The following is a 23103-nucleotide window of genomic DNA, read 5'->3' as shown; positions in this document are numbered from 1 at the left end:
CAGCACCGACCACGACTGTGATGAGGCGTGATTCTGCGCGATGCCACGACAAAACCTGTCGCGAACGATTCGATCCCTGGCAACCATTTGCCTGTTCCTTGATCTGAGCAGGCCGTGGCCAATTGCCATGCCCCACCCGTGTCGCCATCCTATGGCGGCATAGCCTAGACAAGGACGTTTCCTTTTGCCGTTCGCCACCACCCGCGCCACCCTCAGCCGCCAATGGGCCTTGCTGCGCCAGCTGCCCAGCCGCTCCCCCGGGATCACCAGTGCCGAGCTGGTGTGGCGCCTGCGTGACGTGGGCTTCAGTGTCAGCAAGCGCACGGTGGAACGGGACCTGAACGAGCTGTCGCTGATCTTCCCACTGGAGCGCAATGACAAGAGCATCCCGTTTGGCTGGCATTGGTCAGCCAGCGCCGGTAGCGAATTGCGTGGCAATTTCGATCTGCAGGGCTACCTGCGTGGCGATTCACTGCAGCCAGTCGCGGGGGACGGGCTCGAACTGCAAGCTTGGGTGAGCGACAACCTGGCCCGCCAGTTGCGCGAGGCACCGTTGACCGGGGACATGCAGCTGACCGCGCTGGAACAAGGGCATCGGTTACGGGCCACGGTGGTCGACGGCTGGCCGCTGCGCTGGTGGCTGCTGGGCCAGGGGCAAGGGTTGGTGGTGGAGTTGCCGAGCGCCTTGCGCGAGGAGATCGCCCGCACACTGGCAGCCGCCGCCGCACAGTATCAAGGCCTGTAGGCGCCAGACTTGCCAGGGGGGCCGAGCAAGGCCCGTTCGCCAGCACGGCTGGCACCTACAGATTGCCAGGGCCGCTGCGCGGCCCTTTCGCGACACAAGGCCGCACCCACGACAAACGCGCCAATCAACGTTCGCGCAGGGCTTCCGAGCGCGCCTTGATGATCGGCTTGAGTAGGTAGCTCATGATGGTTTTCTTGCCGGTCATGATGTCCACCGTCGCCACCATCCCCGGGATGATCAGCAGCGGCTTCTCGTCCGTGCCCAGGTGGCTCTTGTCGGTGCGCAGCTTGATCAGGTAGTAGGTAGTCTTCTTGTCTTCGTCGGTGATGGTGTCGGCACCGATCTGCTCGAGCTTGGCCTTCATCCCGCCATAGATGGTGTAGTCGTAGGCGCTGAACTTGACCGTGGCTTCCTGGCCTGGGTGCAGGAAGGCGATATCCTTGGGCAGGATCTTCGCCTCGATCACCAGGGTGTCGTCCAGCGGCACGATCTCGATGATGTCGCTGCCCGGCTGGATCACCCCGCCGATGGTGTTGACCAGCAGCTGCTTGACGATGCCCCGTACCGGCGAGATGACCACGGTGCGGTTCACCCGGTCATCCAGCGCCTTGCTGGTGGCAGTGGCCTTGTTCAGCTCGGTGCGCGCCTCGTTGAGCTGGGTCAGCGCCTCGCTGCGGAACTTGCCGCGGGTTTCTTCGATCTTGCTCTCGACTTCCTTGATCGCCGCTTCGGCACGGGGGATGGCCAGGCTGGTGGAATCCATCTGGCCACGGTTTTCGACTTCGGCGCGGCGCAGGCGCAGCACCTCGACCTGGGAGATCGCGCCCTGGGCCACCAGTGGCTCGGACATGGCGATCTCCTGACGCAGCAGCTGCAGGCTGTTGGCGTACTGGGCACGCTTGGAGTTGAACTCGCGCAGCTCTTGCTGCTTCTGCACCAGTTGCTGCTGCAAACCCGCTACCTCGTCCTGCAACTGCTGGCGACGGCTCTGGTACAGCGACTGCTCGTTGGCGGCCTGGTTGGGAGCGGCCTTGCGCAGCTCTTCATCGATCTGCAGCGGCTTGTCCTCGACTTCGGCGGTCAGGCGCTGCACGCGCAGGGCCATGGCCAGGCGCAGGGCCTCGGTTTCATCGACGTTGGAGGCGAAGCGGGTCTCGTCCAGGCGCAGCAGCGGCTGGCCGACCTCGACGATCTCGCCTTCCTTGGCGAAGATCTCGGCGACGATGCCGCCCTCGAGGTTCTGGATCTTCTGCACCTTGGACGACGGGATGGCCTTGCCCTCCCCACGCGTCACCTCGTCGATGGGCGCGACGCTGGCCCAGACGATCATGAACAGGAAAAACGCGATCACCCCCCAGATGGTCAGGCGCACGATGCGCGGCGCATCCTCGATCAGCGCCTTGTTGACCTCGGGCAGCGGCTGCCCGGCCAGGGACTCGGAGCCCTTGAAGTAACGGCGCAGGTTGTCCTTGAAACGCCCCATATCCAGCTTATGCAACACTGATCTGCCCCTTCTTCAGCGCATCCATGACGGCGGCTTTCGGGCCATCCGCGACGATCTGTCCACGATCGATGACGATCAACCGGTCCACCAGCGACAGCAACGAGGCGCGGTGGGTGACCAGTAGCACGGTCTTGCCTTCGATCACCGCGGCCAGGCGCTGCTTGAGGCGCTCTTCGCCGGTGTTGTCCATGGCGCTGGTGGGCTCGTCGAGCAGCAGGATCTGCGGGTTTAGCAGCAAGGCACGGCCCAGGGCGACGTTCTGCCGCTGGCCGCCGGAGAGGTTCTGGCCGCGCTCGCCGACCTGCAGCTCGTAACCGTCCGGGTGCAGGCGGGCGAACTCGTGCACACCCGCCAGCTCCGCGGCCTGCAGGATCAGCTCGTCCTCGATGTAGCGGGCGCCGCTGACCAGGTTGTCGCGCAGGGTGCCGGCCAGCAGTTGAATGTCCTGGGGCACATAGCCGATGTTGTGGCGCAGCTCGCTGACATCGATCTGGCGGATATCCACGCCGTCGACCAGCAGCGAACCGTTGTCCGGCTCGTAGAGGCCGACGATCAGCTTGGCCAGCGAGCTCTTGCCCGAGCCGCTGCGGCCGATGATGCCGACCTTCTCGCCCGGGCGGATGGTCAAGTTGATGCCCTTGAGTGCCTGGTTCTGCTGGTTGGGGTAGGTGAACTCGACCCCACGGAACTCGACCGCGCCCTGCAGCACCTGGCGGCTCAACGGGCGCTCCTCGAAGTTGCGTTCCTGCGGCAGTTCCATCATCTGGTCGGTGGCGACCATGGTCACCTTGGCTTGCTGGTAGCGGGCCAGCAGGCCGTTGAGCTGGCCCAGCGGGCCGAGGGCGCGGCCACTGAGCATGTAGCAGGCCACCAGGCCGCCCATGCTGAGGTTGCCGTCGATGATCAGGTACACGCCGACGCAGATCATCGCCACGCCGGCCAACTGCTGGATCAGCAGGGTGATGTTCATGGCCAGGCCCGACAGCACCTTGACCCGCAGCTCCAGGCGGCTGAGGGTGCCGAGGGTCTGCTCCCACATGTACTGGCGTTCGCTCTCGGCGTTGTTGACCTTGACCGCGTCCAGCCCGGCGAGGGTTTCGATCAGGCTCGACTGACGCTCGGAGGCCAGGGCCATGGTCCGCTCCATGGTCGCCATCAGCGGTTTCTGCAGGGCGTAGCCAATACCCAGGGCCAACGGGAAGGCCAGGATTGGAATCCACACCAGGTGCCCGCCGATGATGGCGATGACCATCAGGATCAGCAGGGTGAACGGCAGGTCGATCAGGCTGGTCAGGGTCAGCGAGGCGAGGAAGTCGCGCAACCCCTGGAACTCATGGATGTTCTGGGCAAAACTGCCGACCCGCGCCGGGCGGTACTTCATCGACATCCCCACGATTCGCTCGAACAGCGTCGCCGAGATGATCAGGTCGGTCTTCTTGCCGGCAAGGTCCAGGCAAAGGCTGCGCAGCCCCTTGAGGATGAGGTCGAAGACATAGGCCCCGGCAATGCCGATGGCCAGCACCCATAGGGTCGAGGTGGCTTGGTTGGGGACCACGCGGTCGTACACGTTCATCACGAACAGCGGCGCGGCCAGGGCGATCAGGTTGATCACCAGGCTGGCGGCGATGGCGTCGATGTACAGCCACTTGCTGCGCAGCAGCGTGTCACGGAACCAGGAGCGGGCACGCGGGATGAGGTTGCCGTGGTTGACGTCGAACTTGTGCTGCGGCTGGGCGAAGAACACCTTGCCGCTGTAGTCGCTCTGCAACGCCTCACGGGTGACGTGCACCTCGCCGCCGTCGCTCTCGCTGAGCAGCAGGCGGGCGGTGTCTTCATTCTCCCAACCGAGCAGGACCGCACAGCGGCCCTCCTTGAGCAGCACCATCGCTGGCATGGCGATGCTTGGGATCTGCTCGAGCTTGCGCTGCAGCAGGCGCCCCTGCAGGCCCGCCCGGGCGGCGGCGCGGGGCAGCAGCTCGGCGGTCAGGCGCTGCGAGGGCAAGGGCAGCCCGGTGGTCAGCATGGCCCGGCTGGCGGGCTTCTGGTGCATGACACACAGGGTCAGCAGACTGTCCAGCAACGGGTCGTCATGCTGACTGCGTGGATCGTGGCTGAGTTGGACTCGACTGACTTCGGATTCCACGCGGCGCTCTCTTCATCCTTGCGGGTAGGGGCAAGGTGCGCCTGTCAGTTCATGCCTGGCAGGTTCACCTTGGGTTTCAGGTCGTTCTGCACAACGGATGCCATGGGGGCTACGACACCCTGGCTCTTGAGCAGTTGACCAATGGTCGCCTTGATTCGGTACTGAGTAAACATTTGTGTGTTCTTCACCTCTACCAGACGGCGCTGGGCGGTGAAGGTTTCATTCTCGCTGTCGAGCAAATCGAGCAGGGTGCGCTCGCCCAGGCCGAACTGCTGCTGGTAGGCGCTGCGCACGCGCTGGCTGTGATCGACATACTGCTGGGCGATCGGCACCTGGGCGTTGGCGTTGTCCAGAGCATTCCATGCCAAGCCTAACTCCTCATTGAGCTGGCGCAAGGCGTTGTTGCGAATGTCCAGGGCCTGGTTGGCCAGGTACGACTTCGACTCCAGGTCCGCCTTGTTGCTGCCACCGGCGTACAGGTTGAAGTTCATGCGCAGCATCGCCTGCCATTCGTTGTTGTGGCCGACCGCGCCGTCGAGGTTGTTGTCGGCCGTTCGTCCGAGTTCGGCATCGAAGCGTGGATAGAACGTAGACTTCGCGGCTTCATATTGCTTTTCGGCGGCGGCGATATCGGACTCGGCCGAGCGCAGGATCGGGCTATCTTCGATCAGTTGGTGGCGGGCTTCGTCGAGGGTGGCCGGCAACAGGTCGACAAATGGCGCTGGCGTGCTTAACTCGTCCGGCATTTGCCCGACGACGCTCAGGTAGTTGGTATTGGCGTCGGCCAGGTTGGTCTGCTCGGTGATCAGGTTGTTGCGGGCCTGGGCCTGGCGCGCTTCGGCCTGGTCGAGGTCGGCCATGCGGCCCACACCGCGGCTGGTGCGCAGCTTGATCTGATCGAGAATTCGGTCGTGGTTGCGCAGGTTGTCTTCGGCCAGGCGCACCATTTCGCGGCGAGCCAGCACGTCCAGGTAGACCTGGGCCACGGTCAGCGCGGTGCGTTCGGAAGTACCCAGCAGGGAATAGGCGCGGGCGTTGACGGTGGCTTGCTGGCGGCCGACTTCGCTGGAGGTGGCGAAGCCATCGAAGACCATCTGCCGCAGGCGGATGGCCGACTCACCGCGGTTGAGGGTTTCCCAGCGGTTACCGGTGCTGGGGCTGTCGGTGCCCTCGCGACCGTAACCGGCGGTCACATCGACCCGCGGCAAATAGCCGCCCTTGGCGGCACGCAGTTGATAGTCCGCAGCCACGCGGGCATTCACGCCGGCCTGGATTTCCGGGTGCACCTCGAGAGCCTTTTGCATGGCTTCGGGCAGGGTCTGTGCTTGAGCGAAGGTGGCGGCAAGCGCGAATGGAAGAGCGGTGAACAGTGACGCACGCATTTTTACTGGTTCCCGAGAGAGCTGTTGTCCCAAATCACAGCCGAAGCTGTGCCTGCCTTGGAAAATGGCAAACCCCGATCCTGTGTGTAGGAAGCTTCCGAATAGGCAGTGCGATTAATACGAAAGAAAGGGCTGTGGATGGCCAAATATCAATGTGACATTACGTTGGCGATTGTTTAGGATGGCAGCCAGAAGGTCAATAGTTTGGCATAAAGTAAATCGCCAATAGTTATAGACGTAAAATTGACACTTTGGTGTGTCAAAAACATTTTAGAAACATTCCATCAGTCGCCGCCTTTACATGCCGGCCAGGCATGGAAGCCAACTGAACGGGTAGTCCGGAGAGTCCAATGAGCACTGTTGTTGCCATCGTCAAAAGCATTGTTGGCCAAGTCATCGCAGTTTCCCCAGAAGGCATCCGGCGCGTACTCATCGAAGGCGACCGCCTGTTCGCCGGCGAACAGGTAGACACCGGGGCTGGCGGCGCGGTCACCTTGGAGCTGGCGGACGGCCGCCTGCTCGACCTGGGCCGCGACACACAATGGAGCGCCGACGCGCCCGACAGCAGCACCGACCTGAGCCAGGCCACCGCCCAGGCAGCGCCCTCGGTCGAAGAACTGCAGCAGGCCATCGCGGCGGGTGCCGACCCGACCACCGAACTGGAAGCCACCGCAGCCGGCCCGGCCGCGGCAGGCGGCGGCTCGGTCGGCGGCGGCCACAGCTTCGTGCTGCTTGAGGAAACTGCCGGGGTGGTCGACCCGAACATCGGTTTCCCCACCGGCCCTATCGGCTTCGCCAGCGGGCTGGGCAACCAGGAAATCGGCGGGCTGGACACGACGAGCACCGACACCACAGCCAACACGCCGATCAGCACTGGCCTCACCCTCAGCGCCACCCCCTCGATCACCGAGGCGGGGGGCGTGATCGTCTATACCGCGACCGTCGGCCAAGCACCGCTGAGCAACCTCACCGTCACCCTGTCCAACGGCGCGGTGATCGTGATCCCGGCCGGCCAGACCACCGGTACGGTCAACGTCACCCTTCCGGCGAACGACACGCCGTACAACGATGGCGGCCAGATTTCCACCACCATCACCGGCACCACCGGCGGCAACGGCCTGATCGTCACCCCTGACACCACGCCGGCCGTGACCCAGGTCACCGACACCATCGACACCACCACGGCGACGCTGACCGCGACCCCGAGCGTGACCGAAGGCGGTGTGATCACCTACACCGTGACCCTGACCAACCCGGCGCAGACGCCGGTGACCGTCACCCTGTCCAACGGCCAGACCGTCACCATCGAAGCCGGTAAGTCTTCCAGCAGCGTGGATTTCCAGACCCCGGCCAACGACGTCTACAACAACGGCAGCACCGTCAGCACCACGATCACGGGGGCAACAGGCGGCAACTTCGAGAATCTGGTGCCGAACCCGTCGCCAGCGCAGACCGTCATCAATGACTCGGTCGACACCACCACCGCTACCCTCACCGCCACCCCGAGCGTGACCGAAGGCGGTGTGATTACCTACACCGTGACCCTGACCAACCCGGCGCAGACGCCGGTGACCGTCACCCTGTCCAACGGCCAGACCGTCACCATCGAGGCGGGCAAGTCTTCCGGCAGCGTCGACTTCCAAACCCCGGCCAATGACGTCTATAACAACGGCAGCACCGTCAGCACCACGATCACGGGCACAACAGGCGGTAACTTCGAGAATCTTGTACCGAACCCGGCGCCAGCGCAGACCGTCATCAATGACTCGGTCGACACCACCACCGCTACCCTCACCGCCACCCCGAGCGTGACCGAAGGCGGTGTGATTACCTACACCGTGACCCTGACCAACCCGGCGCAGACGCCGGTGACCGTCACCCTGTCCAACGGCCAGACCGTCACCATCGAAGCGGGCAAGTCGTCCGCCAGCGTCGATTTCCAGACGCCCGCCAACGACGTGTTCGTCAACGGCAGCACCGTCAGCACCACGATCACGGGTGCTACAGGCGGTAACTTCGAGAACCTGGTGCCGAACCCGACGCCAGCGCAAACCGTCGTCAGCGACAGCGTCGACACCGTCACGGTCAGCATCGCCAGCAATGGCAACGTGACCGAGGCCGAGCAGCCGACCTTTACCGTTTCGGTCAGCCAGAAACTCGACCATGACCTGACTGTCACCCTGTCCAACGGCGACAAAGTGGTTATCGCAGCGGGCCAGACTCAGGCGACCTACAGCCTGCCGGCTCAGGGCGACGACGTGTTCAAGGATGGTGGTTCGGTGACCTTGGGTGTGACCGACGCCAACGTCACGGGCAAGACCTTCGAGAACCTGGAGCTCGGTGGCTCGGCCACCGTGCAAATCACCGATACCGTCAGCGAAGTCGTTGCGACCCTGACTGCCGACAAGACCACAGTGTCGGAAGGCGGCCAGATCACCTACACCGTCACCCTGACCAACGCCCAGGGCCTGTCGGTCACCGGCCACAACGGCCTGACCTTCACCCTGAGCGATGGCACCAAGGTCACCGTTCCAGCAGGCAGCGCCAGCGGTACCTTCACCATCACCGCCAAGGACGACGTGTACGTCGGCGGCCAGCCGAGCATCGTCAACAAGATTGAATCGGTTACCGGCGCGGACAACTTCGAGAAGCTGACACTCGGTGATAACACTGTCACCACTACTGTCACCGACGAGCCAGGTACCGGCACCCCGGGTACTGGCAATGAAGGCGACAAGGTGTCCGTCACCATCGTCAGCAACGGCGACGTCAACGAAGCCCAGCAACCGACCTTCACTGTGAAGGTCAACCAGCCGCTGGATCGTGATCTGACTGTCACCCTGTCCAATGGCGACAAGGTCGTGATCACTGCCGGCCAGACCGAGGCCACCTACAAGGCCGCCGCTCAAGGCGATGACGTATTCAAGGACGGCAGCTCACTGACCGTGGGCATCACCGATGCCAGCGTCCAGGGCAAAACCTTCGAGAATCTGGAACTGGGTGGCAGCGCCACCGTACAGATCACCGACACCGTCAGCGAAGTCGTCGCGACCCTGACCGCCGACAAGACCACCGTCAGCGAAGGCGGCCAGGTCACCTACACCGTCACCCTGACCAACGCCCAAGGCCTGTCGGTCACCGGCCACAGCGGCCTGACCTTCACCTTGTCCGATGGCACCAAGGTTTCCATCCCGGCCGGCAGCGCCAGCGGCACCTTCACCATCACCGCCAAGGATGATGTCTACGTCGGTGGCCAGCCGAGCATCGTCAACAAGATCGAGTCGGTCAGCGGCGCGGACAACTTCGAGAAACTGACCCTCGGCGACAACACCATCACCACCACCGTCACTGACGAACCAGGTACCGGTACGCCAGGCACCGGCAACGAAGGCGACAAGGTGTCCGTCACCATCGTCAGCAACGGCGACGTCAACGAAGCCCAGCAACCGACCTTCACTGTGAAGGTGAACCAGCCGCTGGACCGTGATCTGACTGTCACCCTGTCCAACGGCGACAAGGTCGTGATCACCGCTGGCCAGACCGAAGCCAGCTACAAAGCTGCCGCTCAAGGCGATGACGTGTTCAAGGATGGCAGCTCGCTGACCGTGGGCATTACCGACGCCAGCGTCCAAGGCAAGACCTTCGAGAATCTGGAACTGGGTGGCAGCGCCACCGTACAGATCACCGACACCGTCAGCGAAGTCGTCGCGACCCTGACCGCCGACAAGACCACCGTCAGCGAAGGCGGCCAGATCACCTACACCGTCAGCCTGACCAACGCCCAGGGCCTGTCGGTCACTGGCCACAACGGCCTGACCTTCACCCTGAGCGATGGCACCAAAGTCAGTATTCCGGCAGGCAGCGCCACTGGCACCTTCACCATCAATGCGCCAGATGACGTCTATGTTGGCGGCCAACCGACCATTACCAACAAGCTTGAATCCGTTACTGGCGCTGACAACTTCGAGAAGCTGACCCTGGGTCAGGACCAAGTGAAGACCGAAGTGACGGACGAGCCTGGAACTGGCACGCCGGGCACTGGCAATGAAGGCGACAAGGTCGCCGTGACCATCGTCAGCAACGGCGACGTCAACGAAGCCCAGCAACCGACCTTCACTGTCAAAGTGAACCAGCCGCTGGACCGCGACCTGACCGTGACCCTGTCCAACGGTGACAAGGTCGTGATCACTGCTGGCCAGACCGAAGCGACCTACAAAGCTGCGGCTCAAGGCGATGACGTATTCAAGGACGGCAGCTCGCTGACTGTGGGCATCACCGATGCCAGCGTCCAGGGCAAAACCTTCGAGAACCTCGAACTCGGCGGCAATGCCACCGTGCAGATCACTGACACGGTCAGCGAGGTCGTCGCAACCCTGTCTGCGGACAAGACCACGGTTTCGGAAGGCGGCCAGGTCACCTATACCGTGACCCTGACCAACGCCCAGGGCCTGTCGGTCACCGGCCACAACGGCCTGACCTTCACCCTGTCCGATGGCACCAAGGTCAGCATCCCAGCTGGCAGCGCCAGCGGCACCTTCACCATCACTGCCAAGGACGACGTGTACGTCGGCGGCCAGCCGAGCATCGTCAACAAGATTGAATCGGTTACCGGCGCGGACAACTTCGAGAAGCTGACACTCGGTGATAACACTGTCACCACTACTGTCACCGACGAGCCAGGTACCGGCACCCCGGGTACTGGCAATGAAGGCGACAAGGTGTCCGTCACCATCGTCAGCAACGGCGACGTCAACGAAGCCCAGCAACCGACCTTCACTGTGAAGGTCAACCAGCCGCTGGATCGTGATCTGACTGTCACCCTGTCCAATGGCGACAAGGTCGTGATCACTGCCGGCCAGACCGAGGCCACCTACAAGGCCGCCGCTCAAGGCGATGACGTATTCAAGGACGGCAGCTCACTGACCGTGGGCATCACCGATGCCAGCGTCCAGGGCAAAACCTTCGAGAATCTGGAACTGGGTGGCAGCGCCACCGTACAGATCACCGACACCGTCAGCGAAGTCGTCGCGACCCTGACCGCCGACAAGACCACCGTCAGCGAAGGCGGCCAGGTCACCTACACCGTCACCCTGACCAACGCCCAGGGCCTGTCGGTCACCGGCCACAATGGCCTGACTTTCACCCTCTCCGACGGCACCAAGGTCACCGTGCCTGCGGGCAGCGCCAGCGGCACCTTCACCATCACCGCCAAGGATGATGTCTACGTCGGTGGCCAGCCGAGCATCGTCAACAAGATTGAATCGGTTACCGGCGCAGACAACTTCGAGAAACTGACCCTCGGCGACAACACCATCACCACCACCGTCACTGACGAACCAGGTACCGGTACGCCAGGCACCGGCAACGAAGGCGACAAGGTGTCCGTGACCATCGTCAGCAACGGCGACGTCAACGAAGCCCAGCAGCCGACCTTCACCGTCAAGGTGAACCAGCCGCTGGACCGCGACCTGACCGTGACCCTGTCCAATGGTGACAAGGTCGTGATCACTGCTGGCCAGACCGAAGCGACCTACAAAGCTGCGGCTCAAGGCGACGACGTGTTCAAGGACGGCAGCTCGCTGACCGTTGGCATCACCGACGCCAGCGTCCAAGGCAAGACCTTCGAGAACCTGGAGCTCGGCGGTTCGGCCACCGTGCAGATCACCGACACGATCAGTGAAGTCGTCGCGACTCTGACCGCCGACAAAACCACCGTTTCGGAAGGCGGCCAAGTCACCTACACCGTCACCTTGACCAACGCCCAGGGTCTGTCGGTCACCGGCCACACCGGCCTGACCTTCACCCTCAGCGACGGCACCAAGGTCACCATCCCGGCCGGCAGCGCTTCGGGTACCTTCACCATCACCGCCAAGGATGATGTGTTCGTCGGTGGCCAGCCGAACATCGTCAACAAGATCGAGTCGGTCAGCGGCGCGGACAACTTCGAGAAGCTGACCCTCGGCGACAACACTGTCACCACCACCGTTACTGACGAGCCAGGTACCGGTACGCCAGGCACCGGCAACGAAGGCGACAAAGTCTCCGTCACCATCGTCGGCAACGGCGATGTGAACGAAACCCAACAGCCTTCGTTCACCGTCAAGGTCAGCCAGAAACTCGACCAGGACCTGACCGTCACCCTGTCCAACGGCGACAAGGTCACTATTCCGGCTGGCCAGACCCAGGTCGAGTACAAGGCGCCGGCCCAGGGCGAGGACGTATTCAAAGATGCAGGTCCGCTGACCATCGGCATCACTGACGCCGTAGTCGCTGGCAAGACCTTCGAAAACCTGGAGCTCGGCGGTTCGGCCACCGTGCAGATCACCGACACCACAAGCGAAGTGGTCGCGACCCTGACGGCCGACAAGACCACCGTCAGCGAGGGTGGCCAGGTCACCTATACCGTGACCCTGACCAACGCCCAGGGCCTGTCGGTCACCGGCCACAATGGCCTGACTTTCACCCTGTCTGACGGCACCAAGGTCAGCATCCCAGCTGGCAGCGCCAGCGGCACCTTCACCATCACTGCCAAGGATGACGTGTACGTCGGCGGCCAGCCAAGCATCGTCAACAAGATCGAATCGGTTGCCGGTGGCGACAACTTCGAGAAGCTGACCCTCGGTGATAACACTGTCACCACTACTGTCACCGACGAGCCAGGTACCGGCACCCCGGGCACTGGCAACGAAGGCGACAAGGTGTCCGTGACCATCGTCAGCAATGGCGACGTCAACGAAGCCCAGCAGCCGACCTTCACCGTGAAGGTGAACCAGCCGCTGGACCGTGATCTGACTGTCACCCTGTCCAACGGCGACAAGGTCGTGATCACCGCTGGCCAGACCGAAGCCACCTACAAGGCTGCGGCTCAAGGCGATGACGTGTTCAAGGACGGCAGCTCGCTGACCGTCGGCATCACCGACGCCACCGTCACCGGCAAGTCTTTCGAGAACCTGGAACTGGGTGGCAGCGCCACCGTACAGATCACCGACACCGTCAGCGAAGTCGTCGCGACCCTGACCGCCGACAAGACCACCGTCAGCGAAGGTGGCCAGATCACCTACACCGTTACCCTGACCAACGCCCAGGGCCTGTCGGTAACCGGCCACAATGGCCTGACTTTCACCCTCTCCGACGGCACCAAGGTCACCGTGCCTGCGGGCAGCGCCAGCGGCACCTTCACCATCACCGCCAAGGACGACGTGTACGTCGGCGGCCAGCCGAGCATCGTCAACAAGATTGAATCGGTTACCGGCGCAGACAACTTCGAGAAGTTGACCCTCGGCGATAACACCATCACCACCACCGTCACCGACGAGCCAGGCACCGGCACCCCAGGCACTGGCAACGAAGGCGACAAGGTGTCCGTCACCATCGTCAGCAATGGCGACGTCAACGAAGCCCAGCAACCGACCTTCACTGTGAAGGTGAACCAGCCGCTGGACCGTGATCTGACTGTCACCCTGTCCAACGGCGACAAGGTCGTGATCACCGCTGGCCAGACCGAAGCCAGCTACAAAGCTGCCGCTCAAGGCGATGACGTGTTCAAGGATGGCAGCTCGCTGACCGTGGGCATTACCGACGCCAGCGTCCAAGGCAAGACCTTCGAGAATCTGGAACTGGGTGGCAGCGCCACCGTACAGATCACCGACACCGTCAGCGAAGTCGTCGCGACCCTGACCGCCGACAAGACCACCGTCAGCGAAGGCGGCCAGATCACCTACACCGTCAGCCTGACCAACGCCCAGGGCCTGTCGGTCACCGGCCACAATGGCCTGACTTTCACCCTCTCCGACGGCACCAAGGTCACCGTGCCTGCGGGCAGCGCCAGCGGCACCTTCACCATCACCGCCAAGGACGACGTGTACGTCGGCGGCCAACCTTCGATCGTCAACAAGATCGAGTCGGTTACTGGCGCAGACAACTTCGAGAAGCTGACCCTCGGCGACAACACCATCACCACCACCGTCACCGACGAGCCAGGCACCGGTACGCCAGGCACCGGCAACGAAGGCGACAAGGTGTCCGTGACCATCGTCAGCAACGGCGACGTGAATGAAGCCCAGCAGCCGACCTTCACCGTCAAGGTGAACCAGCCACTGGACCGCGACCTGACTGTCACCCTGTCCAATGGCGACAAGGTCGTGATCACTGCCGGCCAGACCGAAACCACCTACAAGGCCGCCGCTCAAGGCGATGACGTGTTCAAGGACGGCAGCTCGCTGACCGTCGGCATCACCGACGCCACCGTCACCGGCAAGACCTTCGAGAACCTGGAACTGGGTGGCAGCGCCACCGTACAGATCACCGACACCGTCAGCGAGGTCGTCGCGACCCTGACCGCCGACAAAACCACCGTCAGCGAAGGCGGCCAAGTCACCTACACCGTGACCCTGACCAACGCCCAGGGCCTGTCGGTCACCGGCCACAACGGCCTGACCTTCACCCTGAGCGATGGCACCAAAGTCAGCATTCCGGCAGGCAGCGCCAGCGGTACCTTCACCATCACCGCCAAAGATGATGTGTACGTCGGTGGCCAACCTTCGATCGTCAACAAGATCGAGTCGGTCAGCGGCGCAGACAACTTCGAGAAGTTGACCCTCGGCGATAACACCATCACCACCACCGTCACCGACGAGCCAGGCACCGGTACCCCGGGCACCGGCAACGAGGGCGACAAGGTGTCTGTCACCATCGTCAGCAACGGCGACGTCAACGAAGCCCAGCAGCCGACCTTCACTGTGAAGGTGAACCAGCCACTGGACCGCGACCTGACTGTCACCCTGTCCAACGGTGACAAGGTCGTGATCACTGCTGGCCAGACCGAAGCGACCTACAAGGCTGCGGCTCAAGGCGACGACGTGTTCAAGGACGGCAGCTCGCTGACCGTTGGCATCACCGACGCCAGCGTCCAAGGCAAGACCTTCGAGAATCTGGAACTGGGTGGTAGCGCCACCGTACAGATCACCGACACCGTCAGCGAAGTCGTCGCGACCCTGTCCGCCGACAAGACCACCGTCAGCGAAGGTGGCCAGATCACCTACACCGTTACCCTGACAAACGCCCAGGGCCTGTCGGTCACCGGCCACAATGGCCTGACTTTCACCCTGTCTGACGGCACCAAGGTCAGCATCCCAGCTGGCAGCGCCAGCGGCACCTTCACCATCACTGCCAAGGATGACGTGTACGTCGGCGGCCAGCCAAGCATCGTCAACAAGATCGAATCGGTTGCCGGTGGCGACAACTTCGAGAAGCTGACCCTCGGTGATAACACTGTCACCACTACTGTCACCGACGAGCCAGGTACCGGCACCCCGGGTACTGGCAACGAAGGCGACAAGGTGTCCGTGACCATCGTCAGCAATGGCGACGTCAACGAAGCCCAGCAACCGACCTTCACCGTGAAGGTGAATCAGCCGCTGGACCGCGACCTGACCGTGACCCTGTCCAATGGTGACAAGGTGGTCATCACTGCTGGCCAGACCGAAGCGACCTACAAGGCTGCGGCTCAAGGCGATGACGTGTTCAAGGACGGCAGCTCGCTGACCTTGGGCATCACCGATGCCAGCGTCCAGGGCAAAACCTTCGAGAATCTGGAACTGGGTGGCAGCGCTACCGTACAGATCACCGATACCGTCAGCGAAGTCGTCGCGACCCTGACCGCCGACAAGACCACCGTCAGCGAAGGTGGCCAGATCACCTACACCGTTACCCTGACCAACGCCCAGGGCCTGTCGGTCACCGGCCACAATGGCCTGACTTTCACCCTCTCCGACGGCACCAAGGTCACCGTGCCTGCGGGCAGCGCCAGCGGCACCTTCACCATCACCGCCAAGGACGACGTGTACGTCGGCGGCCAGCCGAGCATCGTCAACAAGATTGAATCGGTTACCGGCGCGGACAACTTCGAGAAGCTGACCCTCGGCGACAACACTGTCACCACTACTGTCACCGACGAGCCAGGCACCGGCACCCCGGGCACTGGCAACGAAGGCGACAAGGTGTCCGTCACCATCGTCAGCAATGGCGATGTCAACGAAGCCCAACAGCCGACCTTCACTGTCAAAGTGAACCAGCCGCTGGACCGTGACCTGACCGTCACCCTGTCCAATGGCGACAAGGTCGTGATCTCTGCCGGCCAGACCGAGGCCACCTACAAGGCCGCCGCTCAAGGCGATGACGTATTCAAGGACGGCAGCTCGCTGACCGTTGGCATCACCGACGCCAGCGTCCAAGGCAAGACCTTCGAGAATCTGGAACTGGGTGGCAGCGCCACCGTGCAGATCACCGACACCGTCAGTGAGGTCGTCGCGACCCTGACTACCGACAAGACCACAGTGTCGGAAGGCGGCCAGATCACCTACACCGTCACCCTGACCAACGCCCAAGGCCTGTCGGTCACCGGCCACAATGGCCTGACCTTCACCCTCTCCGACGGCACCAAGGTCAGCATCCCGGCCGGCAGCGCCACCGGCACCGCCACCATCACCGCACCGGACGATGTCTTCGTAGGCGGCCAAGCCACCATCAGCAACAAGCTGGTGAATGTCAGCGGCGCCGACAACTTCGAGAAACTGACCATGGGTCAGGGCGAGGTACAGACCTCCGTAACCGACGAACCAGGCTCGGGCACGCCTGGCACCGGCAACCAGGGTGACAAGGTCTCCGTGACCATCGTCGGCAATGGCGACGTCAACGAAGCCCAGCAGCCAAGCTTCACCGTCAAAGTCAGCCAGAAGCTTGACCAGGACCTGACCGTCACCCTGTCCAACGGCGCCAAAGTCACCATTCCGGCTGGCCAGACCCAGGTCGAGTACAAAGCCGCCGCCCAAGGCGATGATGTGTTCAAGGACGGTGGCTCGCTGACCGTTGGCGTCACTGACGCACAGGTTGTAGGCAAGACCTTCGAGAACCTGGAGCTCGGTGGCAGCGCCACTGTGCAAATCACTGACACCATCAGTGAAGTGGTCGCGACCCTGTCTGCGGACAAGACCACCGTCAGCGAAGGCGGCCAAGTCACCTACACCGTCACCTTGACCAACGCCCAGGGCCTGTCGGTCACCGGCCACAACGGCCTGACCTTCACCCTGTCCGATGGCACCAAGGTCACCGTGCCAGCAGGCAGCGCCAGCGGCACCTTCACCATCACCGCCAAGGACGACGTGTACGTCGGCGGCCAGCCGAGCATCGTCAACAAGATTGAATCGGTTACCGGCGCGGACAACTTCGAGAAGCTGACCCTCGGCGACAACACTGTCACCACTACTGTCACCGACGAGCCAGGCACCGGCACCCCGGGCACTGGCAACGAAGGCGACAAGGTGTCCGTCACCATCGTCAGCAATGGCGATGTCAACGAAGCCCAACAGCCGACCTTCACTGTCAAAGTGAACCAGCCGCTGGACCGTGACCTGACCGTCACCCTGTCCAATGGCGACAAGGTCGTGATCTCTGCCGGCCAGACCGAGGCCACCTACAAGGCCGCCGCCCAGGGCGATGACGTGTTCAAGGACGGCAGCTCCCTGACCGTCGGCATCACCGACGCCAGCGTCCAAGGCAAGACCTTCGAGAATCTGGAACTGGGTGGCAGCGCCACCGTACAGATCACCGACACCGTCAGCGAGGTCGTCGCGACCCTGACCGCCGACAAAACCACTGTCAGCGAGGGTGGCCAGGTCACCTATACCGTCACCCTGACCAACGCCCAGGGCCTGTCGGTCACCGGCCACAATGGCCTGACCTTCACCTTGTCCGATGGCACCAAGGTCACCGTGCCTGCGGGCAGCGCCAGCGGCACCTTCACCATCACCGCCAAGGACGACGTGTTCGTCGGTGGCCAGCCGAGCATCGTCAACAAGATCGAGTCGGTCGCCGGCGGCGACAACTTCGAGAAGCTGACCCTCGGCAGCAACACCGTCACCACGACCGTCACCGACGAACCGGGCAGCGGCACGGGCACCGGTACCGGCAACCAGGGCGACAAGGTCTCCGTGACCATCGTCGGCAATGGCGACGTCAACGAAGCCCAGCAGCCAAGCTTCACCGTGAAGGTCAGCCAGAAGCTCGACCAGGACCTCACCGTCACCCTGTCCAACGGCGCCAAAGTCACCATTCCAGCCGGTCAGACCCAGGTCGAATACAAGGCGCCGGCCCAAGGTGAAGACGTCTTCAAGGATGCAGGTCCGCTGACCGTGGGCATCACCGACGCCTCGGTGGTTGGCAAGACCTTCGAAAACCTGGAACTCGGCGGTTCGGCCACCGTACAGATCACCGACACCACCAACGAAGTGGTCGCGACCCTGACGGCCGACAAGACCACTGTCAGCGAAGGTGGCCAGGTCACCTACACCGTGACCCTGACCAATGCCCAGGGCCTGTCGGTCACTGGCCACAACGGCCTGACTTTCACCCTGAGCGATGGCACCAAGGTCACCGTGCCTGCGGGCAGCGCCAGCGGCACCTTCACCATCACCGCCAAGGACGACGTATTCGTCGGTGGCCAGCCGAGCATCGTCAACAAGATCGAGTCGGTCGCCGGTGGCGACAACTTCGAGAAGCTGACCCTCGGCAGCAACACCGTCACCACCACCGTCACCGACGAGCCAGGCAGCGGCACGGGTACCGGTACCGGCAACCAGGGCGACAAGGTCTCCGTCACCATCGTCGGCAATGGCGACGTCAACGAAGCCCAGCAGCCAAGCTTCACCGTCAAGGTCAGCCAGAAGCTTGACCAGGACCTGACCGTCACCCTGTCCAACGGCGCCAAAGTCACCATTCCGGCTGGCCAGACCCAAGTCGAGTACAAAGCGGCGGCCCAGGGTGATGACGTATTCAAGGACGGCAGTTCGCTGACCGTCGGCATCACTGACGCCACCGTCACCGGCAAGACCTTCGAAAACCTGGAGTTGGGCGGCAACGCCACGGTTCAGATCACCGACACCATCAGTGAGGTCGTCGCGACCCTGACCGCCGACAAGACCACCGTCTCGGAAGGTGGCCAGGTCACCTACACCGTGACCCTGACCAATGCCCAGGGCCTATCGGTCACTGGCCACAACGGCCTGACCTTCACCCTCACCGACGGCACCAAAGTCACCATCCCGGCCGGCAGCGCCAGCGGCACCTTCACGATTACCGCCAAGGACGACGTGTTCGTCGGTGGCCAGCCGAACATCGTCAACAAGATCGAATCGGTCGCCGGTGGCGACAACTTCGAGAAGCTGACCCTCGGCAGCAACACCGTCACCACGACCGTCACCGACGAACCGGGCAGCGGCACGGGCACCGGCACTGGCAACCAAGGCGACAAGGTGTCCGTCACCATCGTCAGCAATGGCAATGTCACCGAAGACCAGCAGCCCTCGTTCACCATCAAGGTCAGCCAGAAGCTCGACCAAGACCTCACCGTCACCCTGTCCAATGGCGCCAAGGTGACCATCGTCGCCGGCCAGACCGAGGCCATCTACAAGGCAGCGGCCCAGGGCGACGACGTGTTCAAGGACGCCGGCTCCCTGACCGTGGGCATCAGCAACGCCGCCGTCACCGGCAAGACTTTCGAGAACCTGGAGCTCGGCGGCGCGGCCACCGTGCAGATCAGCGACACCACCAGTGAAGTCGTCGCCACCCTCACTGCGGACAAGACCACCGTCAGCGAAGGCGGCCAGGTCACCTACACTGTGACCCTGACCAACGCCCAGGGCCTGTCGGTCACCGGCCACAACGGCCTGACCTTCACCCTGACCGATGGCACCAAGGTCACCATCCCGGCCGGCAGCGCCAGTGGCACCTTCACCATTACCGCCAAGGATGATGTGTACGTCGGCGGCCAACCGAACATCGTCAACAAGATCGAGTCGGTCGCCGGTGGCGACAACTTCGAGAAACTGACCCTGGGCAGCAACACCGTCACCACCAGCGTCACCGACGAGCCAAGCGGCCAGGGCGACCTGACCACCGTGGGCATTAGCGGCGACACCTCGGTAACCGAAGGCGACACCGCCCATTACACCCTGACCCTGAGCAACACCTCGAAGAGCGAAGTGACCGTCACCCTGACCTACAGTGGCACCGCCACCAATGGCCAGGACTTCACCGGCGTGGTCACCGTCAAGATCCCGGCCAACAGCAACGGCACGACCTTCGACATCAAGACCATCGACGACCAGCTCGTCGAAGGCTCGGAGAACTTCACGGTCAAGATCAGCGGCGTCAGCGGCGGCAACTTCGAGAACCTGCAGGTCGACGCCAGCAAGTCGAGCGTCACCACCACCATCCTCGACAACGACCACGTGCCGGTGTCGACCGGTGGCGCCGTGACCGGCAACGAAGACACCGACTACGTGTTCAGCTGGGGCGACTTCAACGTCACCGACGCCGATGGCAACACCGGCCTGTCGGTGACCATCAGCAAGCTGCCGGACCTTGGCAGCCTGAAGTTCTTCAACGGCACCGCGTGGGTCGATGTCGCGCTGAACCAGAACATCAGCCAGGCCGACATCGCCGCCGGCAAGCTCAAGTTCGTGCCGCTGGCCAACCAGTCGGGCATCGACGGCTATGGCGGCACCGGCGTGGGCAACAAGCAGGCCGACTACGCGCAGATCAAGTACAAGCCCAACGACGGTGCCAACCTGGGTAGCGAAGCGACCATGAAGGTCGATATCCGGCCGGTAGCCGACAAGCCTGACCTCAATATTGGCAACAACAACGTCAACTCGATCGGCCTTGTCAAGGAAACCTGGAACAGCCTCACCGGCCTGGGCAGCAACGGCAACGGTATCTCCGGCGATACGCTGAAGAACGTGTTCGCCAACTCCGGCAATGCCAGCAAGACCGAGACGGTCAGCGGCGTTGACTCGACCAGCAACGTCACCCCAGGCAGCGGTTCGAAGACTTCCGGCCTGATCTACCTCGAAGCCGGCAAGACCTACGCCTTCACCGGCACCGCCGATGACAGCCTGCAGATCGTGGTCGGCGGCAAGAACGTCGCCAGCGGCATCTGGGGCTCGGGCAGCGGCGCCATCTCCGGCAGCTTCACCCCGACCACCAGCGGTTACTACACCCTGCAGATCTACAACGCCAACCAGGCCGGCCCAGGCAGCCTGGACGTCAACATCCGGGTCAACAACGGCGCGGCGATGGACCTGAACAGCTCGAACATCCCGATGTACCCGAGCGTCAACGACCTGAGCAACGCCGGTGTCACCGTCTCCGACCTGCACGGCAGCAACGGCCAGGGCTACTACGACGGCTACAAGCTCAACGAAGGCAGCGAGAACGGCGCACCGGTCAAGCTGGTGGGCATCAGCACCAACCTGACCGACACCGATGGCTCCGAGAGCCTCAGCGTCAAACTCAGCGGCATCCCGGCAGGCTCGGTGATCGCCGACAACGCCGGCCACACCTTCACCGTCGGCGCGTCCGCTGTGGACGTCACCGGCTGGAACCTGGGCAGCCTGACCATCAAGCCGCCGGCCTACTACTACGGCCAGTTCGACGTGAAGGTCAGCTCAACTTCCACCGAGAGCGTCGGCGGCAGCACCGCCACCACCGAGGGCACCATCAAGGTCACGGTCTACCCGCAGGCCTACAGCACCAGCAACCTGTCCTCGGACAGCGACAACATCACCGGCACCGACGGCAACGACGTGGTGGTGGCGGACGTCAGCGGGCTGCATGTGGTGCCAGGGCAGAACTACAACCTCGCCTTCATCGTCGACACCTCCGGCAGCATGGGCTCGTCGGGCGTCGATGCGGCGAAGAAGTCCCTCGAGTCTGTTTTCAAGACCCTGGCCGCCAGCGTCAAGGGCGACCAGTCGGGTACCGTGAACATCCTCCTGGTGGACTTCGCCAGCCAGGTCAAGAGCAGCGTTTCGGTAACCCTGAACGATGCCGGCCTGCAGAAGCTGCTCAGTGCCCTGAACACCCTCAACTCCAATGGCGGCACCAACTACGAAGATGCGTTCAAGACCACCGCCAACTGGTTCCAGAACCTCAAGGACGGCGGCAACACCGGCAGCAACCAGACGTTCTTCATCACCGACGGCAAGCCGACGTTCTACCAGGCCGGCGAGAACAGCAACCCGACACTGGGTACCTCGGGCATCACCCTGGATACCTTCCTGGCCTCGATCAACTACAAGCCAGGCATGGCGTTCAACGACTACATCGACAGCAGCAGGACCAACTACGTCAGCATCGACAATGCCGGCAACCTGCAGGTGCAGTACCTCAGCGGCAGAAACTGGAAGTACGGCGTCTCCGGCGAGCTTCACCCGGAAGGCAACGGCACCTACGAACTGTCCTACCAGGCAGGCCGTGGCAGCTACACCGACGATGCCACCTGGAACAACTCGCTGAGCAGCTTCACCCTGCTGTCGGGTCTGTCCAACGTCGAGGCGATCGGCCTCAACAACGGTGTAAACACCAGCGACCTGAAACCGTTCGACTCCGACGGCACGCCACAGACCAACATCGACCCGAGCAAGCTGGCCGAAGCCATCCTCGGCCACACCGAAGTCACCCAGCCGGGCAACGACACGGTCAATGGCGGAGACGGCAACGACATCATCTTCGGCGACCTGGTCACCTTCGACGGCATCGCCGGCACGGGTGTCGAGGCGATCCAGGCATTCGTCGCCGGCAAGCTGGGCGTGGACGCGGGCGACGTGGATGCCCGGACGATGCACAAGTACATCAACGAGCACTACACCGAGTTCGATGTCTCACGCAGCAACGATGGCGCCGACACCCTGCTCGGAGGCAATGGCAACGACATCATCTTCGGCCAGGGTGGCAACGACTACATCGATGGCGGCAAGGGCAACGACATCCTGCTCGGGGGAACCGGCAACGACACCCTGCTCGGCGGCGAAGGCAACGACCTGCTGTTCGGCGGTGCCGGCAACGACCTGCTCATCGGCGGCAAGGGCGACGACATCATGACCGGTGGCACTGGCGCCGACACCTTCGTGTGGAAGGCCGGCGACCTGGGCAACGACGTGATCAAGGACTTCAAGGCCAGCGAAGGTGACCGCCTCGACCTGAGCGACCTGCTCCAGGGCGAGCGCGCCAGCACCATCGACAACTTCCTGAAGCTCACCACGGTCAATGGCGAGTCGACCCTGCAAGTCAGCACCGAGGGCAAGCTCAACGCCGCTGGCGGCCTGGCCAATGCCGACGTGACCATCAAGCTCGAAGGCGTCAACTGGTCGAACACCACGATCAACTCGTTGATCAGCGGTGCCGACCCGACCATCAAGATCGACAACTCCAACAGCTGATCCCTCCCCCCACGGCGGCCCACCAGGGCCACCGTGGGGGCGCGGGCTTTTCC

General features: G+C 63.1%; 5 protein-coding genes. 2 read left to right on the top strand and 3 right to left on the bottom strand.

Annotated features, from left to right (window positions below):
- Positions 1-184 precede the first annotated feature (184 nt).
- The gene (locus IM733_RS20150; RefSeq protein WP_248918187.1) at positions 185-745 is read left to right on the top strand and encodes a WYL domain-containing protein; all 561 of its coding nucleotides are present in this window, start codon (positions 185-187) and stop codon (positions 743-745) included.
- 124 nt (positions 746-869) lie between these two features.
- Here IM733_RS20150 and IM733_RS20145 read toward each other — a convergent pair whose 3' ends face one another.
- From IM733_RS20145 to IM733_RS20135, 3 genes are read right to left on the bottom strand one after another with little or no spacing between them, the layout of a single operon-like run.
- The gene (locus tag IM733_RS20145) at positions 870-2228 is read right to left on the bottom strand and encodes an HlyD family type I secretion periplasmic adaptor subunit (RefSeq protein WP_240064090.1); all 1359 of its coding nucleotides are present in this window, start codon (positions 2226-2228) and stop codon (positions 870-872) included.
- 7 nt (positions 2229-2235) lie between these two features.
- Positions 2236-4392: a type I secretion system permease/ATPase gene (locus IM733_RS20140; protein WP_248918186.1), complete on the bottom strand. Its 2157-nt coding sequence runs from the start codon at positions 4390-4392 to the stop codon at positions 2236-2238.
- A gap of 44 nt (positions 4393-4436) precedes the next feature.
- The gene (locus tag IM733_RS20135; protein WP_248918185.1) at positions 4437-5774 is read right to left on the bottom strand and encodes a TolC family outer membrane protein; all 1338 of its coding nucleotides are present in this window, start codon (positions 5772-5774) and stop codon (positions 4437-4439) included.
- A gap of 350 nt (positions 5775-6124) precedes the next feature.
- On the opposite strand from IM733_RS20135, the gene IM733_RS20130 reads away from it, so the two are divergent.
- Complete coding sequence (locus tag IM733_RS20130) at positions 6125-23050, top strand: immunoglobulin-like domain-containing protein (protein WP_248918184.1); 16926 nt, start codon at positions 6125-6127, stop codon at positions 23048-23050.
- Positions 23051-23103 lie beyond the last annotated feature (53 nt).

Origin of the sequence: Pseudomonas entomophila, from assembly GCF_023277925.1 — a bacterium.
In the GTDB taxonomy this organism is placed as follows: Bacteria; Pseudomonadota; Gammaproteobacteria; order Pseudomonadales; family Pseudomonadaceae; genus Aquipseudomonas; species Aquipseudomonas entomophila_D.
Note: the sequence above shows the minus strand (reverse complement) of the source record. Positions and strands in the feature narration are given on the sequence as shown.

Coding starts and splice junctions, on each gene's coding strand:
- IM733_RS20145 (WP_240064090.1), bottom strand. CDS start 2,228: ATGGGGCGTTTCAAGGACAACCTGCGCCGTTACTTCAAGGGCTCCGAG.
- IM733_RS20135 (WP_248918185.1), bottom strand. CDS start 5,774: ATGCGTGCGTCACTGTTCACCGCTCTTCCATTCGCGCTTGCCGCCACC.
- IM733_RS20130 (WP_248918184.1), top strand. CDS start 6,125: ATGAGCACTGTTGTTGCCATCGTCAAAAGCATTGTTGGCCAAGTCATC.